The organism is Parafilimonas sp. (genome assembly GCF_051953455.1).
In the GTDB taxonomy this organism is placed as follows: domain Bacteria; phylum Bacteroidota; class Bacteroidia; order Chitinophagales; family Chitinophagaceae; genus Parafilimonas.
In genome coordinates this window covers 1-17,081 of sequence record NZ_JBQCIT010000051.1, presented here as the reverse complement: position 1 = coordinate 17,081, position 17,081 = coordinate 1, and the positions used below count along the sequence as shown (strand labels likewise).

14 protein-coding genes are annotated in these 17,081 nt (G+C 39.3%); 5 read left to right on the top strand and 9 right to left on the bottom strand.

Annotation, left to right across the window (positions count from 1 at the left end; translation table 11 throughout):
* The 3 genes from ACTHN6_RS17990 to ACTHN6_RS17980 all read left to right on the top strand — a co-directional run bounded on the left by ACTHN6_RS17990 (nucleotide 1) and on the right by ACTHN6_RS17980 (nucleotide 3,208).
* On the top strand, nucleotides 1-1,317 hold the full coding sequence (locus ACTHN6_RS17990; RefSeq protein WP_440437161.1) for a DUF5690 family protein: 1,317 nt from the start codon (nucleotides 1-3) through the stop codon (nucleotides 1,315-1,317).
* Nucleotides 1,307-2,431: a TIGR03364 family FAD-dependent oxidoreductase gene (locus ACTHN6_RS17985; RefSeq protein WP_440437160.1), complete on the top strand. Its 1,125-nt coding sequence runs from the start codon at nucleotides 1,307-1,309 to the stop codon at nucleotides 2,429-2,431. The genes ACTHN6_RS17990 and ACTHN6_RS17985 overlap by 11 nt, the downstream gene beginning before the upstream one ends.
* 90 nt (nucleotides 2,432-2,521) lie before the next feature.
* Nucleotides 2,522-3,208, top strand: coding sequence for a phosphonatase-like hydrolase (locus ACTHN6_RS17980; protein ID WP_440437159.1), 687 nt, complete (start codon nucleotides 2,522-2,524; stop codon nucleotides 3,206-3,208).
* A 209-nt stretch (nucleotides 3,209-3,417) separates the two neighbouring features.
* On the opposite strand, the gene glgP is transcribed toward ACTHN6_RS17980, so the two are convergent.
* Nucleotides 3,418-5,946: an alpha-glucan family phosphorylase gene (gene glgP / locus ACTHN6_RS17975; protein ID WP_440437158.1), complete on the bottom strand. Its 2,529-nt coding sequence runs from the start codon at nucleotides 5,944-5,946 to the stop codon at nucleotides 3,418-3,420.
* Between the two features lie 21 nt (nucleotides 5,947-5,967).
* Nucleotides 5,968-7,053, bottom strand: a complete 1,086-nt coding sequence (locus ACTHN6_RS17970) for a baeRF3 domain-containing protein (RefSeq protein WP_440437157.1) — start codon at nucleotides 7,051-7,053, stop codon at nucleotides 5,968-5,970.
* 145 nt (nucleotides 7,054-7,198) lie between these two features.
* On the opposite strand from ACTHN6_RS17970, the gene ACTHN6_RS17965 reads away from it, so the two are divergent.
* Entirely contained in the window at nucleotides 7,199-7,750 is a 552-nt protein-coding gene (locus ACTHN6_RS17965; protein ID WP_440437156.1) for a flavodoxin domain-containing protein, read from the top strand.
* Between the two features lie 27 nt (nucleotides 7,751-7,777).
* Nucleotides 7,778-8,278: an AAA family ATPase gene (locus ACTHN6_RS17960; protein ID WP_440437155.1), complete on the top strand. Its 501-nt coding sequence runs from the start codon at nucleotides 7,778-7,780 to the stop codon at nucleotides 8,276-8,278.
* A 116-nt stretch (nucleotides 8,279-8,394) separates the two neighbouring features.
* On the opposite strand, the gene ACTHN6_RS17955 is transcribed toward ACTHN6_RS17960, so the two are convergent.
* The 7 genes from ACTHN6_RS17955 to ACTHN6_RS17925 form a co-directional block, all read right to left on the bottom strand.
* A complete protein-coding gene (locus ACTHN6_RS17955; RefSeq protein WP_440437154.1) occupies nucleotides 8,395-10,158 on the bottom strand; it encodes an ATP-binding protein in 1,764 nt (587 codons plus the stop codon).
* A 166-nt stretch (nucleotides 10,159-10,324) separates the two neighbouring features.
* Entirely contained in the window at nucleotides 10,325-11,164 is an 840-nt protein-coding gene (locus tag ACTHN6_RS17950; RefSeq protein WP_440437153.1) for a universal stress protein, read from the bottom strand.
* An 83-nt stretch (nucleotides 11,165-11,247) separates the two neighbouring features.
* Nucleotides 11,248-13,950, bottom strand: coding sequence for a cation-translocating P-type ATPase (locus ACTHN6_RS17945; RefSeq protein WP_440437152.1), 2,703 nt, complete (start codon nucleotides 13,948-13,950; stop codon nucleotides 11,248-11,250).
* 46 nt (nucleotides 13,951-13,996) lie between these two features.
* Nucleotides 13,997-14,521, bottom strand: a complete 525-nt coding sequence (locus tag ACTHN6_RS17940; protein WP_440437151.1) for a BON domain-containing protein — start codon at nucleotides 14,519-14,521, stop codon at nucleotides 13,997-13,999.
* A 67-nt stretch (nucleotides 14,522-14,588) separates the two neighbouring features.
* Nucleotides 14,589-15,257, bottom strand: a complete 669-nt coding sequence (locus ACTHN6_RS17935) for a BON domain-containing protein (RefSeq protein ID WP_440437150.1) — start codon at nucleotides 15,255-15,257, stop codon at nucleotides 14,589-14,591.
* Between the two features lie 336 nt (nucleotides 15,258-15,593).
* Nucleotides 15,594-16,643, bottom strand: coding sequence for a hypothetical protein (locus ACTHN6_RS17930; protein WP_440437149.1), 1,050 nt, complete (start codon nucleotides 16,641-16,643; stop codon nucleotides 15,594-15,596).
* 81 nt (nucleotides 16,644-16,724) lie between these two features.
* Nucleotides 16,725-17,081, bottom strand: a 357-nt coding sequence (locus ACTHN6_RS17925) for a polysaccharide deacetylase family protein (protein ID WP_440437148.1), incomplete at its 5' end; no start/stop codon positions are given.

Below are 17,081 nucleotides of genomic sequence, written 5' to 3'. Positions count from 1 at the left end.
GTGTTTATTTCAAACAAGTGGAAAAATGTATTGGAAAAAATGCCGGCATGGTTTATAAGCCTGTATGCAGCCACCTGCTCTTTTTGCGTGTATTTCTGCATGTATGCTTTTCGCAAGCCTCTTACTGCTGCCGGCTTTGAAGGATTGTATTTTTTAAAAATCGATTACAAGGTATGGCTTGTTTCTGCACAGCTAACAGGTTATATGCTCAGCAAATTTTATGGTATAAAATTTATTGCCGGTATGCAGCACTCCAAACGCGCTAATACAATTGTGCTGCTTATTGTGATGGCCTGGATGGCGTTATTGTTATTTGCAATCGTTCCTTCTCCGTGGAATATTATTTTTTTATTACTGAATGGCTTTCCGTTGGGAATGATCTGGGGGCTTGTATTCAGTTATCTTGAAGGAAGAAAAACCACTGAGTTTATGGGCGCCGTATTATCGGTGAGTTTTATTTTTTCATCGGGCGTTGTAAAAAGTATAGGGAAAAATCTTGTTATAAACAATAATATTACTGAGTTCTGGATGCCATTTGTTACAGGTGCTTTATTCTTAATACCAGTGTTTGTCTTCACATGGCTGCTTAATCATATACCTCCGCCAACACAGGAGGATATTGCTATGCGCAGCATCAGAAAACCCATGACGAGGGAGGAACGAAGGCATTTCATAAACCTGTTTCTGCCGGGCATTGTGGTGATCGTTTCAACTTACGTATTGCTTACTATTCTGCGCGATTTCAGGGATAATTTTTCAAATGAATTGTATGCTGAGTCAGGTTATGAAAACAACGCATCCATTTTCACTCTTACGGAGACGCCCGTATCGCTTATTGTGCTTGTATGTATGAGCCTGCTTATGCTTATAAAGGATAATGTGAAAGCTTTTTTACTCAACCATTTTATAATTATTATTGGTTACATGGTCGCCCTTGCCGCTACCTTGCTTTTTACATATAAATTAATTAACCCTGTATGGTGGATGATATTTGTTGGCACCGGTTTATATATCAGTTATGTTCCTTTCAATGCCCTATATTTTGAACGAATGATAGCAACGTATAAAGTGCAAAGCAATGTTGGGTTTATTATGTATGTGTCAGATGCCTTTGGTTATCTTGGAAGCGTTTTAATATTGTTCGTAAAAGAATTCAGCGGGGTGCAGTTGTCATGGACTGATTTTTTTATCCGTGCAATTTTTATCATCACCGCAGTTGGCATTACAGGCACATTAATAGCCGCCCTATATTTCAGGAAGAAATACAAAAGGATATTTGGTTTATCATCATCAAACATAATTATTCATGCCGCATAAAAACGCAATTGTAATAGGCGCAGGAATTTTAGGGCTGGCAACAGCAAGAAGCCTTGCCCTGAAGGGATATAAGGTAACGGTGTTTGAAAGAAACGGGAAGTGCGTGGGCGCATCTGTAAGAAATTTTGGAATGGTATGGCCCATTGGCCAGCCAAATGGCATGTTGTATAACCGGGCATTAAGATCGAAGGAAATATGGAAGCAGGTGAGCAAAGATGCCGGCTTGTGGTTTGATGAAGTGGGAAGTCTTCACCTTGCCTATAATGAACTTGAGTTTGATGTAATGAAGGAATTTGCTGCGGCGAATAAAACTGCAAGGCCTGTAAAAATTTTGAATAAAGATGAAACGCTTCAAAAAACACAAGCCGCCAATCCCATAGGCCTTTTAGGTTCTTTATACAGTGATGATGATATGATTGTTGAAGCCAGGGCATCTATTGAAAAATTGCCTGCCTACTTAACTGAAAAATATAATGTTGAATTTAAATTCAATACAGCTATAAACTTTATTGATTACCCGCATGTAGCAAGCAGTGAACAAAGCTGGCAGGCCGATGAGATTTATGTTTGCAGCGGCGCTGATTTTGAAACATTGTATCCTGAAGTTTTTGCAGTAAATAATTTTACGAAATGCAAATTGCAGATGATGCGTTTGGTGGCGCAGGAAAATAATTTCCGTATCGGCCCGGCATTGTGCGGAGGATTATCGCTAACGCATTATAAAGCATTTGAAATAGCAGCATCATTGCCACAGTTAAAGAAACATTTTGCAGATACAATGCCCGAATATTTAAAATGGGGCATTCATGTAATGGTATCGCAAAACGAAGCAGGTGAATTAACTATCGGTGACAGCCATGAATATGCGCATACATTCGATCCGTTCGATAAGCAATTCATTAATCAACTGATTGTGGATTATCTGAAAAAATTTGCTTTATTTAAAAACTGGCAACAAATACAAAGCTGGCATGGTGTCTATCCTAAAAGAACAAATGGCGAAATGGAATTTGTTTATTCTCCGCAACAAGGTGTAACGATAATAAATGGCATTGGCGGTGCAGGTATGACGTTAAGCTTTGGCCTGGCAGAAGAAGTGGTGAATAAAAGATGAGCAACAGGTAATCGTTATCAAATTACATTTTATACTTCATTCACAATTCATCCCGCATGTTTATAACCGTTTAACAATAAAATATTCGATATGATTAAGATGGTAGTTTTTGATATGGCTGGTACTACTATTGATGAAGGTAATATAGTATATAAGACCGTGCAAAAGGCGGTGAACGAAGCCGGTATTCCCGTATCATTGGAAGAAGTGCTGGAAGCAGGTGCAGGCAAAGAAAAGTTGCAGGCTATTAAAAGTGTACTAAAAATTAAAAATATTTCTGATGACCAGCTTGCAGCGCAGATATTTGAAACCTTCCGTAATGAATTAGATATTGCTTACAAAACAAATGAAATAGTTGAACAAAAAAATGCCTCGGGTCTTTTCAAAGAATTAAAAAATAAAAATATTAAAGTAGTGCTTAACACCGGTTACAGCAGGGAAACAGCAGAGGCATTGATTAAAAAAACAGGTTGGCAGGAAGGCATTGATTTTGATTTGCTGGTAACGGCCTCCGATGTACCAAATGCAAGACCTTACCCGGATATGATCTTGTATGCTATGCATGCCCTTGGTATCAACAACGCCGGTGAAGTGGTTAAAGTAGGTGATTCTGTTGTTGATATTGAAGAGGGACAAAATGCAGGATGCCAATATAGCATTGGCATTACGACCGGTGCGCAAACCTATGAACAATTGAAAAAGGCAAACCCCTCATTTATTATAAATGAGCTTGTAGAAGTATTAAGTATAATTGGCTTTCCGGGAAATTTTAAGTAATCCAATGAAGAAGATAATGCTCTGTGATCACTCTGTCAAAGCTCTTAGTAAGTTTGACAACAGCCCTGTTTTTTATTTGGTTAAATAATGACAGCACTTTTCGTTCAATGACAGGATGAATATAAAATTCATCAATAAGTCTCCTGTTTGAAAGTGGAATAATTAAACTCCTTACATATTGATGCAGCAAAATAAATATTTACCGCACATTAACGTTGCCATAGAATGAAATTATCTTCCAGGGGCACAGATATATTTTCATAGCAGGGTATAATCCTGACTGTGTAGTCGCTTGCCGGCCTCGTTGTTGGCACTATGCAGTTATATATTTTTTCGCTGTTTTCCGATGATTGTAATTGCATAACGATACGCTCTGTTTCATTTGTGTTTTGTGCATCCGCATATAATTCAACCAATATATTATCCGGATTGATTTTATTTAAAGAAATACTTGCAGTGCACAAAAACCCGCCGTCAATATTTTCCATCTGCACCTTGTTGAAATGTATGGCGCTCCGGTTATTTTCCAGTTCATGTTTTGCTATTATTATTTTTTTACCTATTGCTCCATTATGGGCCGCCCGTTGTAAATATTTCTCAGCGGCAGGCAAATAATATTTTTCAGTGTATTCCCGCACCGCCCGATTCGCAGAAAACCTGGGTGTTAGCAAAGCCATACTATTTCTCATTTTTTCTATCCATTCAACGGGGATATTATTCGCATTGCGATTATAAAATGCAGGTATCACCTGCTGCTCCAGCATCTTGTATAAAGCTTCTGCTTCGGCTGCGTCCCATATCGGATCATCCCCATGTTCCTGCACATCACCGATAGCCCAGCCAACTTCGGGTGTATAAGCTTCTGCCCACCATCCGTCAAGTTCAGATAAATTAAGGCCTCCGTTTACAAGTACCTTCATGCCGCTTGTGCCGCAGGCTTCCCAGGGCCTGCGCGGCGTATTGATCCATACATCAATTCCCTGTACAATTTGTTCCGTCAGCAGCATATCGTAATCACTTAAGAATACAACATGCTTATATAAATTATGAGACCGGATAAATTGCGTCCATGCTTTAATCAATGCTTTGCCGCTTTCATCGTAAGGCGGCGCTTTGCCTGCAATAATTAACTGAACGGGTTTACTGGGATTGGTTAAAATACGTACCAGCCTTTCTTCATCATGCAGCAATAATGCAGGCCGCTTATAAGATACAAACCTTCTGGCAAAGCCAAGCGTTAAAACGTGCTCATCAAAAATATGCCTTGCCGTTTCAAGAATTTCAGGCTGGCCTGAAACAGAAACCTGCCGCTCAAATCTTTTCCTGACATAATTCACCATCAGTTCTCTTGCATTCATTTTCATTTGCCACAACGTATCATCGCTTAACTGCAAAATATTTTCAGGCAATGCTTCCAGCTCTCCTTTCCAGCGGCCTTTCCCGCAAGCCTCCGTCCATATTGCATCTGCAAATTCAGAATCCCAGCTTGGAGTGTGTACACCATTCGTTACCGAACCAACAGGCACTTCATTCATTGGCCACCGGTCAAACAAGGGCTGAAACAAATGCCTGCTTACAAGCCCGTGTATATTACTTACGCCATTCACCGCACCGCTGCCATGGATAGCGAGGTAAGCCATATTAAAACTTTCAGATGTGTTATTTGCGTATTGCCGCCCAAGCGCCATTAATTCATTAAAAGGAATATTCAGTTCCTCTTTTGCATAAGTGGTGAAGTATTGCTCCATTAATTGCGGGCTGAAATGGTCAAAGCCCGCGGCGACTGCCGTATGTGTAGTGAAAAGATTGCCAGCGCGTGTAACAGCCAATGCTTCCTGGAAAGATAAACCCGTTGTTTTCATAAACGAGGCTGCACGTTCAAGCACTGCAAATGCCGAATGGCCTTCATTTATATGGCAAACTTCCGGATGAATATTTAACTGCTGCAGCAATTTCCATCCGCCGATACCCAGGATGATTTCCTGTTTCATGCGTGTTTCTATACCGCCGCCATAAAGTTCGTTGGTAATGCCACGATGCCATGGCAGGTTAGCGGCGTCATTACTATCCAGCAAATACAGTTTGCACCTGCCTGTCTGTACCTGCCATGTGCGCAACCATACAGGATAGCCTGGCAATGAAACCCTTATACGCAGCCATTCACCGTTAGATAAACGCAAAGGGGTAACGGGCAGTTGGCCGGGATCATTATAGGGAAGCAATGCCAGTTGCGAACCATCTCTGTCAATCTCCTGGTGAAAATATCCCTGGCCATATAACAGGCCAATTGCAACAACCGGTACATTCAGGTCACTTGCAGATTTTAGCTGGTCGCCGGCAACATTACCCAAACCGCCAACATAAATCGGTAAGGCTTCGCTCAGCATATATTCCATGCTGAAGTAGGCAACGCATGATAAGGATGCGTGCGGATGCGCCTGCTGAAACCAGCCTTCTTCGCATGCATATTGTTCTTTCAGCTTTATTAATTCATCAATCCTGTTTCTGAACGCGGCATCGGCTAACAGGTGTTCCAGCCTGTCTTTTGAAACAGTTTGCAAAATAATCCATGGGTTGTGTGTAAGCTCCCATAATGGCGGATCTAATTGATACCATAATTCGTCTGCTTCATGATTCCACGACCATCGTATATCCAATGCTAAAGCAGCCAGTGACTCTATCTCAGGAACACCATTTGGAAGCATGCCATAAATTTGCTGGCTGAAACTTTTATTCATGTAATTACATTGTGCTACAGATTACCAATCATTGCCGGTATCGGCAAGTGCAATCCTGTTATATAGTTTTAAATCATCAACAAATTCTACATCACCACCGTTTCCCAAAACTGTTTCAATTATATTGTCTATAGCATCTCTTGCAATTACCGTTTCTTGTGCATCATCACTGCTAAAGATTGTTTCACCATTTTCAGTAACAAAGGCAGTACAGTAAAAATCCTTCTCCACCACAAGCAGTTGTTTATGCCTGCGTTTTGCCTGCATCCATACATCATAAATGCCTGTTGCAAGCCTGCAATCATCCTGTGCGGCCTGCAGCCTCGTTATCAGATATTTTTTTTTAGCAGTGTCTATGTTTTTTAGCTCAGGCTCAAGGGCCTTTAATAATTCAGGAACCGTGGCGTTATCAAAATTCCCATGTATAAAACCGCTGATTTTTTTTTGACGGCCTATATGCTGAAAATAACCCATTGTTTTTTTAGGCGCCATTACAAACAAAGGCAAAGAGTAAATTTTAAGAATGTGCGAAAGCGTGTTGTCTACTGTATGTAAAAACTTTTTTTGGTTCGTTTCTTTTGTTGCTGAAGTGTCTGTAAAGTTGGCAACCCGTTCGGGCAGATCTCTCTGCACCTCTGCTGCATTGCTTTTAACTATCAATTGCAGATTATTTGCATTACCCACATATATCTTCTCATTTTCCGCACTAATAACGAGCAATAAAAATTCATGAATGGTTTTTTGATTTCGAATAATCTCTCTGATCTCAAAAGAAGTATTTACCAATATTTTCTCATTTACTTCAATATCTAAGTAATACACTTTCTCAACCAGCGGCGACACATACAGGGCCAGGCTTTTTTTGTGCGTTGTATAATCAAGGTGATCAATAACTGCCTGCAGTTTGCACAAGATTTCTGTTGCTATCTCATTTGAAAAATTATTATACAGATCACGTTTTATTTTATCAACAGCGGTCTTAAGTGAATACGCAATAGCCGCTCTGGAATTCATTTTTGGTTCGAACGGCATAATAACGGAAATGCAGGGCTGGCATTTAACAGCGGTTAAAAGCGGTAATGCCGCTTTGTATTTTTCAGCAAGCATAAAAAATATTTTAAATGGTAAGAAAATATAATGCGAAAAAACAAATTATACTACCTAAATACAATGAGCGGTATCACTTAACGAATTGATAATAGTCATTCAAAAAAAGGCACAAAATTTCTTATTTCGATAAACAACACACTGAATGATGAATGGTATTATTATTTATACAAGTAAATATGGGGCAACTAAACAGTATGCGGAATGGTTGGGCGAAATGTTGAATCTGCCCGCTATATCTTCAAACAGGATAATGAAGGATGATTTAGAAAAATACGATTACATTTTATTAGGCACTCCTGTTTATTTTGGAAAATTTAAATTAAAAGCCTGGCTCCGGCATAATATAAGAACTCTTATAAATAAGAAGCTGCTTCTCTTTATTGTAAATGCTACCGCTTCAGAAGAAACAGAAAAGCGGAATAAGTTTATAGAAGATAATGTGCCGCGGGAACTGAGACCATATTGCAAATTCTTTTTTGTGCCGGGACGGGTTATTCATGAAAAACTTACATTAAGAGACAAGCTTGTTTTAAGGCTTGTGGCACTTTTTGAAAAAGACCCGGTAAAGAAAAAGGCGCTGTATGAAGATCTGAATGGCGTGAGAAAAGAAGAACTTTTATCATTCTTAGATGAAGCACAGCTTTGCGGTATAAATAAAGTTGCGCAAGAGTCTATGCGTGTGGGTTTCAGATAAATTATTTTAATCGGGTAAATCCATTTTATGATTGTAATTATTACCGGGCTGCCCGGCTCAGGTAAAACTTATTTTGCCGGCCGTTTAGCACAAATGTTAAGTGCAGCCTATATAAACAGCGATAAAGTGCGGAGAGAATTGCTTGTATTGCCAGCCTACTCCTGTGAAGAAAAAATATTAGTATATGATGAAATGCTTAAACGGGCTATTCAAGCCTCCGAACACGGAAAAGAAGTAGTGATTGATGCAACTTTTTGTACAAATGCATTGCGGAAAAAATTTACGAATGAGCTGCAAAAAATTTCCGATGTTTTTTTTATAGAAATGGTTGCCGATGAAGATGTAATTAAAGAAAGGCTGATGCAGCGAAGTAATGATAGTGATGCAGATTTTAATGTGTACAAGTCTGTAAAAAAATTATGGGAGCCGGTTAGTGGCAGTCATCTTGTCTTGCGGTCAACCAATGACAATATTAATGACCTGCTGGAAGAAACGGCTGATTATCTTTTTATAGAAATGACAAAATGAAACGATCAGGTCTTGCTGTATAAATGGCTGTTGATAAAGCTATATTTAGCGGATTAGTAAATAATATTTTTATGAACAATTGATTCATGCAATAAGCATAATAATGACAAATGAATTCAGCACGGCAATATAACGGTGAATATTGAACCTTTTTCAATATCACTTTCAAGATAAATACTTCCCTGCATTAAATCAATATAACGCTTCACTATATGCAGTCCTAATCCTGTACCTTTTATATTTCCTGTATTTGATCCTCTGAAAAATCGCTCAAACAGGTGTTCCTGATCCTTGGGAGCGATACCGATGCCATGATCCTGTATCTTTAGTGTTATAGTATTTTCTTTCACGTTTGTTTTAAATATCACTTCTGAACCTTCGGGAGAATATTTTACTGCATTGGAAAGAAGGTTGTTTAATATATGGTTGATAAACGCTACATCAAGAAAAACTTCTTCTTTCCCAATATGTTCATAAATAATTGTCTGTCCCTTTTTTAATGCAGTGCTGAATTTGGTATATAATTGCTGTGCAAGTTCTTTTAAATTAAAGGTTTCCTTTTTGAGCTGAACTTTTCCCTCTTCTATCTTTTCAATGGATAAGAATTCTTCAAGTATAGTAACCATTTCACCTACCGAAGATTTGATCCGCTGAATATGCTTGTCGCGTTTATCCTGAGTTTCAGTTGTTGTGTAGTGTTCAAGCAATGAAACAGAAGAAAGAACGGTGCTGAGCGGCGTGCGAAATTCATGTGAAGCCATGGAAACGAAATTAGATTTCATCTCATTCAGATTTTTTTCCTTTTGCAGCATGTTTTTTACTTCATCTGTAACCCGCTTTTGCAACGAAAAATCTCTTGTCACTTTTGTAAAACCCTGTACTTTACCATTCTCATTATATATCGCTGTGATCAAAACGTCAGCCCAAAAAAGGCTGCCATCTTTGCGTACACGCCAGCCTTCTGTTTCAAAGCTGCCCTGCGCGGCAGCAAGCTGCAGGTAATATTCAGGTTCTCCATTCGCAATAGCTTCCGGTGTATAAAAAATGGACATATGTTTCCCAATGGCCTCATCACTTGTATAACCATTTATTGTATGAGCGCCTTCATACCAGTTCAGGATTATACCATCTTTATCCATCATAAATATGGACAGATCTTTTGTGCTATTGATTAAAACCTGGAACCTGTCTTCGCTTTCAATCAGCTTTTTTTCGGCCCTCTGCGTTTTTTTGAAATGATAATATATAAATACAAAAGTGCCCGTCAGTAAAACTAAAATCAGAATACCTGAAATGGTAAAAACCTGTCGGGCGGCATCGACTGTTTTAAAAATGGCTGCCCTCCTTATGGCAAGCAAACGGCTTTCTTCTGATTTAATTAGCCCAATTTGCTGGCTGATGGCATTGTGCAATACAATATCCTGTTTAATATTTGCAATACTGAAAATTTGGGCTGGCGTTTCTTTAACATTAAAGGCGGTGTCTGTTAATTTGCCCAATTGCATTATTTGTTGCCGGAGCCTGGCAGCATTTGCATACTGGTAACTATCGTTGTTAAAAAGCTGTATTAAGCGGTTAACTTTTTTCAGCAGTGAATCACGAATTGAAATACAGGTTTCATACGCATTTGAATCTGCTATTAAAATATAATTTCTGCATTGCCATTGCAGGTTTTGCGATAAAAGCAATATGCTGTCAGTACTTTCAATAATAGTTCGTGTTTGTGAAACTAATGCAGAACCTTTATTAAATGTCTCATTATAGTGATAGAATGAAACACGAAGAATTATTAAGCCGCTTATCAGAACAATATAAAATATTATCAGCAACCTGAAAAACAGGGAGTGGTTGTTGAAGCCATTTGTTGAGTTCAGCGTCATTTTTACGAATTGACGTTCAGCGCAGCAGTACAATTGCCGGCTGATAGCAGTTTTAGCCGGGCGTACTAATCAGCAGTATAAATGTAAGTTGTAAAACGCAAATTTAAAAAAAATGCCGCCTCCTGTAACCGGGAAAATTATTTGATTTAAAACAATTATTTACTGGCTATTTATTGTGTGCGATAAACAAAGGAAGGTTTGTGTTTTTCATGAGCATATCGGCCATACTTTGCCTGAACCATCTTGAAATGCGGCTCCTGCGATAAGCACCTAAAACAACCAATGCATCGGCAGGTTGCTGTTGCAAATAAGCAAGAATGGTGTTTTCGGGTTCGCCTTTCAAAATAATATATTCTGCTTCCGGAAAATGGCGTTTCATAAACTCTTTCATCAAATTATTATCAGGTAAATGAGATGATTCTTCAAGCGGTTTTACCGATAAAACTTTTGCCGGCAAATGATGCCATACAGCAAGATTGTAACAAAACATTTTTATGGCATAAACAGATGAGGGATCTCCGTCGTATAAAAAAATAAGAGATTGACAGGGCTTATATTTTTCAGGCACAACTATTACAGGACATTGCACATCTGCGAGCACATCGCTTAAAAAATCGGAAGGAAATTTGTCATGATAAACTGTGAAATTTTCCCTTTTGCCTATTATCAGCATATCCGCGTAAATACTTTCGTGCAGTAAATCCTTTACCGCTACATTCTTTTTGTGATGAATAGAAAACTCTATTCCCGCAGCTTCGCATGCTGATTTAAAAAGATGGATAGATTGTTTGCGTGCGGTTGTATCTTTTTCGTTTAGCTCGTTTAATTTTTCTTCCGATACCTTATTATCCACAATCAAATCAGCAAAACGATAGCTGTGATAAATCATATCATCCAAAAAAATGCCTACAAGATGTGTATGACTTTGCTTTGCAAGCTGAATAGCATATTCCGCAGTGGTTTCCTGGTACTTTAAGCCATCGAAAGCGGCAATTATTTTTTTCATGTCATAAATTGAATAAACAATAATAAAGCGGCATTGCCCGGTAAATAGTGATGATAAAAAGAAATATACATGATTTTTATCAGCTATAAAACAAGTTTAAGCTTTTTGAGCAGTTGAATAATGAAAAACGGCACCAGGCTGGTAATTAAAATGATGAGTAAATCCGGTTGGTTGAGTGGCAAAAGCAGTAACACGCTTCTGATGGGGGCGATAAAATATGCCATGATCATTACTGCAAAGCAGCTGAAAACAGCAAGCCACATATATTTATTCCGGAATACTTCATTATTTACTAACGATGTACTGACAGAGAGATTGAAACCATGAAAAAGCTGCGCCGAAGCCAGCGACCAGAAGAGGATATTATTTGCTTCTGTTTTTTGCATGTTAAGATAACCCGTAGAAAAAATATAGCTGCAGCATATGGCGGCCGTTAGTACAAGGGAGTAGGTGATGACTGCGCGCCAGTGTTTAATTGTTATAACAGATTGCAATTTGTTTGACGGCGCCTGCTGCATGATATGCGGATTACTTTTATTCATGCCCAGCGCCAATGCCGGCAGCACATCTGTAATTAAGTTGATATATAAAATTTGCAGTGGCGTTAAGGGAGATGAATAATAGATAAAGGTTACAGCAGCAATTACCAGTATTTCAGTGAGGTTGCAGGAGAGTAAATACATTGCAGCACGCTGAATATTTGTAAAGATCGTTCTGCCCTGCCTCACCGCTGATGCAATGGAGTTAAAAGAATCGTCTTTTAACACAATATCGGCTGCCTCTTTTGCTATTTGCGTTCCACGTTCTCCCATGGCTATGCCCACATCTGCTTTTTTTAAAGCCGGTGCATCATTAACACCATCGCCGGTCATGGCTACAATGTGACCATGCTGTTGATACAGGGCAACGATATCAAACTTCTGTTCAGGCGTTACTCTGGCAAAAACATTAGCCTTCAATATGGCATCTTTTTCTTTTGTATTAAGGGTGTAAACAGGTTTAATGTCTTTTCCTGAAATTGCCTGGTAGTGCGTATCACTTAATTCAAGCTGTTGTGCAATATACAGAGCAGTCGATGGATGGTCGCCTGTGAGCATTACTATTTTAATACCGGCCTGTTTGCAGGTTTTTATAGACTGCATTATATTTTTTTTAGGAGGGTCTGAAAATGCAATTAAACCAAGGAATATTAAATCATGCATAAAATCGCCCGTGGGCTTTATACCTGTTTTTTGATAAGCGAAAGCAAGCACGCGGTAACCCTGCGAAGAAAGGCTTTCATTCTTCTGCAACCAGGCAGATTTGATTTCGTTGCTCAAAGGTCTTACCTGCCTGCCTGCGGCTTCCTGTGTGCAAAAATTCAACAGATTTTCCGCAGCGCCCTTTGCAGCAACTACATATTTATGTCTGGATGCATGAAGGGTCGCCATGCTTTTAATTTTTGCATCAAAAGGCAGTTCATCCATCTTTATATATCGCCTGCTGATTTTTGCTGAAGGGTAAGTTGCATTCACCCAATGCAACAGCGCAATTTCAAGCGGATCGCCAATTGCTTTATCATTGTGTATAACGGCATTATTGCACAATGCGGCAACCGTATGTAACCAATATAAAGCGACTTTATTTTTTCTTACCTCTTCCCTTGAAAAGGTTTGGTATTCGCCCAGTGCTGTTATTACCCTGTCTGCAATAATGCGGTTATTTGTAAGCGTGCCGGTTTTGTCTGTGAGGATAACATCTGTTTTACCAAGTGTTTCCACAGAAGTTAATTGCTTTACAATAACGTTTTGTTTGCTCATGCGCAGTACACCTTTTGCCAGCGTGATTGTGGCTACAATGGGAAGACCTTCAGGTATGGCGGCCACCGCCATGGCGATAGCAGTTTCAAGCATCAGGAAATAATCATTGCCTTTCATTATCCCGATCAGGTAAATACATCCTGCAATAAAGAGTGTAATCCAAACCAGGTTTTTGTTCAATGCCGCTAATTGTTTTTCCAGCGGCGTTGCTTCAGGCTTTGCCTGTTGCACCAATGATGCAATCCTGCCGAATTCTGTGTCATCGGCAATGGCCGTTACAATTGCTTTGGCATTGCCATGGGTAACTGAAGTGCCTTTATACAGCATATTATTTCTTTCTGCAACCACCGTTTTTGCAGGCAACGCTGCCATATATTTTTTAACAGGAAGGGATTCACCTGTGAGCGCAGATTCTTCCGTTTGCAAATGCTCAGATAAAACAATCCTTGCATCTGCAGGAATGATATCGCCTGCTTCAACGGAGATCAAATCGCCGATCGTAATTTTATCTGAGACAATCTCAGTGAGCATTCCATCCCGTATAACCTTTACTTGTATTATATCAGTTTTTTTCAAAGCCTGCACTGACGTAACTGCCTGCCATTCCATCACAAATCCTATTAAAGCATTTAAAACAATGACAATAAGAATGGCGATGCCTTCTGCAATGTCATTTAAGGCAAAAGAAATGATGGCCGCTGCCGCTAAAAGATATACAGCAATGCTGGTGAATTGCTGCGATAAAACCTGCACAATTGTTTTTTCTTTTTTAGAACTAATGCGGTTATAACCAAAAACAGCCAGGCGGCCGGCTGCTTCTTCATGGCTTAAACCATATTGAACTGAAGTTTTTAGTGAAGTGGTGATTTGTTCAGCAGTAAGATGATGCGGTGCATCCTGTTTGTTAAGGGAAGAAAGCTGGGATATATGTTTTGAAGCACTTACGGCATCGGGCGCTATAATATGATTTTTATGCGGTTTGAGCATGATAGGATGGACGCATTAATGAAGATAGACAATCAGAGCGAAAGAATCATTGCACAACCGCAAGGGGATTTGCGGGAATTTCAATTTTATTGTTCGCCCGGTTATTATTGCCGTTCAGTTTAATGCCCGTCGCAGCTTTTTTCACTTTGATAAAATCACATATATTTAAAATCCCGGGTACATTTATTATTTCATTCATCAGTTTATTTTTTTGCAAAAGGCTTTTCGTTTCGCCGGTCAAAATCACAACACCCTCACGTATTGAAAATAAAATTTCAATATCCGTGAAAATGCTTTGCCGTAAAATATCAGCTATAGCATCTTTAATTGCCGCGTCTGTTTTTTTATCACCGGCGGGTAAGTCCACATATAAATCAAGGTGAACCTTTTTTACATCTTCCAGGCTTCTGATAAGTTTCCCGGCATCAAATTTTTTTCGGTAGGAATCAACCCTGCCTGAAAGAAATACAACATCGCCCATTACATCAACACTGATGTTTAACGCTTCAAGCGATGGCTGCCGGCGCAACCTGTCTATAACTTCTTTTTTTATTTCTGCACTTGTTTTCACGACAACTGTTTAAAAATTAATGATAACAAAGGGCAGCCATGTTTTTAAAATGACTGCCCCCATTTTTTTAATAAGCATACTCTTCCTGTTCTACTTCGAGGTTATTGTTTACCATAGTTACACCAGGTGCTGACCAGGCGGCATAGCCTGCGTCTTCCTTTTCAGCTAAAGAAGCAACCGTTCCGGTAAGTGTAACACTGCTACCGCTGGTATCCACGAATATCCTGCCGGCATCAAGTTTTGCGCTCCTTTCAAAGGCTGCTTTGATCTTTTCCATAATGCCTGATGCAGTAACCTTTGGTATAAGCTTAATAAAATTCCAAACGTTGGTTATGCCTGCAAAGTTTTGTATGGCATTCTTTGCAGCAACGCGTTGGTATTCCCATTCCACTTCTCCTTCAAGGGTTACAATACCATCTTCCACCTTAACTTTTATTTTGTCTTCCGGGATAGAAGTGTGCTGCTTTAATGCTTTCAACACATCTTCTGCAATTTCGGCATCTGTTCTTTTAAAATAAGGCGATACACCAACTTGTATATCAAGCGCAACTGCCTTTACGCCTGCAACATTCGACGCTGCTCTTTCAGCTTCCATTTTTTTGGAATACGTGTCAACCATGCCGGAGAGCGTAACTACGCCATCTTTCACAGCCACACCAATTTCTGATGATTTGAGTAATGGAGTCCATCGCAATTCCTCCATCACATCTTTTTGAATTTGAACATCTGTTTTCATGTTTAAATTTTTAATGATGAATGAAAATTATATTAGCTTAAAAACCGGCTTAAATAAACGTCTATCCAGTCCTCCGGGATATTTTTTTCGGCTCTGCCTCCTGTTTTGAATGGCGATTTTCTGTAAGACGGTTTTAAAAATTTTCCGTGGTACCCAGGTTGTTTTTTAAAAACTGCGGCCCGGTAATGGCGTGCATTTTTACTGTTGTTCATAGTGTTAGTATTTATAATTGTTTATAGGCACCGCTTTAATTCAAAGCTAAAATCACCCGCCGGTAAATAAAATGACCCACATCACCGGCCTGTATGATTCCTGTTCGGAACGCAGGTGTTATGTTTATTGGTATTGTATATAAACCGGGCTTGGATTTAAATTGAGGATTTCTGCCGGCGTCATTAGCTTATGAGGGGCGGATTTAATGTCGTTTTTATAAAATAATTTAACGCCTGTAAATTGTACCGGTTCGCCCGCAATCCACGATTTATACGTGTCTATTTTTTTTGCAGGAAAACCAAAGCCATCCATATTCATTACAATCTGCACTTCAGGTTTGGTTGTAATACTTTTGTAATGCGTTACCATGTTTTTTGTAAAGCGGTGAACAACTAAAATCTTTGGAGGAAGATGATGGTCGCGAACAATCTGCGCCAGGTAATCTGAAGCATAGTTAATATCATCGGCGTCAAATGTGCCGATCTCAGCGCATGGAACGGCGCCACTTTTCATGGAGTATTCCGGGTCTATGGCAAGATGTACATCAGGCATCTTTAAATATTGCAGTAAAGGGGGCAACTCCTCCGGCAAATTGCAATGGCCAACCTGTATATCCAAAAATAAAACTGCATTAATTTTTTTGCATAATTCAAGTGCTTTATCAATCTGGCTAAATGGCATGCGCAAGCGGTACTTGCCATCTTTACCAGGGTTGCGTTGTGCTGTTACAGCAATATATTCCAGGGCAGGCTGCACCGGGATTTTGGGATCTGCCTGCTCCCAGTTTTCTACTTCTGCCTGCAGGCGCTTCAACATTTCATCCGGCGGCAGTTCACCTAAAATACCCATGCCTGCAGAATAGAAATTGCCATAATAGGTAACCACTCTTTTAAACGGAAGAATAGCGCCAGGTAAAGGATATGCTGTTTTTACAGGAAACTTATTATTGGGTTTATAATGAACAAGATGCAACAACAAGTCATTGTACAAAGCGGTATCAGATGATAGCGTGTTTAAGGAACTTTTGGAAACAATTACATTCTTTACCGGTGTTGTGTCTTTTAAAAGAATTATATGCTGTTGTTGAATATGAGCGGCAGCGGGCCTGCCGCATTGTGCCACTAAAAAAAAGCAGGTGCCGGTGAGCGTTAAAAATATATGTCTTGAAATCATTTTTATTTTCAAAGAACATATATATGTTTTTTATTAAAATTGAGATGCATCAGTGTTATTACTGATTGCTATCAACTGCTTTCATTTAAATGAATGCTTCATAGCATACAATAATTGCTGTGCATTCCAGTTGCCATCAACTATAATTCTCCTGATGGTATAATCCGGATTAACAACACTTTGTTTATCTGCCAACTGAAATGCTGCCTTATAGTTATAAGCTTTTAATTGCGTTATTGACGCCTCATTCCAAATACCGTTTGGATAGGCGAAGTATTCAACAGGCCTGCCCGTAATCTTTTCGAGAAGTTGTTTTGGTTTTTCAAGTTGTATGGCCCAGTCGTTATTTGCATAACCCGTTACATTGTGATGATCCCAGGTATGGCAGCCAATTATAAATCCATCATTGCTTAAAGTTTTTACTTGTTGCGTGCTCAT